Source organism: Methylobacterium nigriterrae (assembly GCF_037106235.1).
In the GTDB taxonomy this organism is placed as follows: domain Bacteria; phylum Pseudomonadota; class Alphaproteobacteria; order Rhizobiales; family Beijerinckiaceae; genus Methylobacterium; species Methylobacterium nigriterrae.
In genome coordinates this window covers 1-276 of the sequence record NZ_JBAWTG010000826.1, presented here as the reverse complement: position 1 = coordinate 276, position 276 = coordinate 1, and the positions used below count along the sequence as shown (strand labels likewise).

The 276-nt window shown below is 55.4% G+C and carries 1 protein-coding gene; it reads right to left on the bottom strand.

From position 1 onward, the window contains the following. On the bottom strand, positions 1-276 hold a 276-nt coding region (locus WDW90_RS39310), incomplete at both ends, for a hypothetical protein (RefSeq protein WP_336493021.1).

Genomic DNA, 276 nt, shown 5'->3' with positions numbered 1-276 from the left:
CCCGGTCGGAAGTGACGTTTGATCCGCTGGAACTCATCAAGCGGCTGCGCTAGTCTGGTAGGGCTGATCGGCGCATAATCGGGCAGCCGCCGGACATCAGTTTCAGCAGCAATATCCCGGAGCCTTTCTGTCAAATCCTCGATACGCTCAGCTCCAGGTTTTTTGTCCAGCCATTCGATGGCAGCGTATTTCCCTTTGACGAGATATTTCCCGACCTGTTTTCGCCAGTCGAGGTCGCGCAGGGCTGCGTCGTCCACTGCTTCCAGGATATTTTTC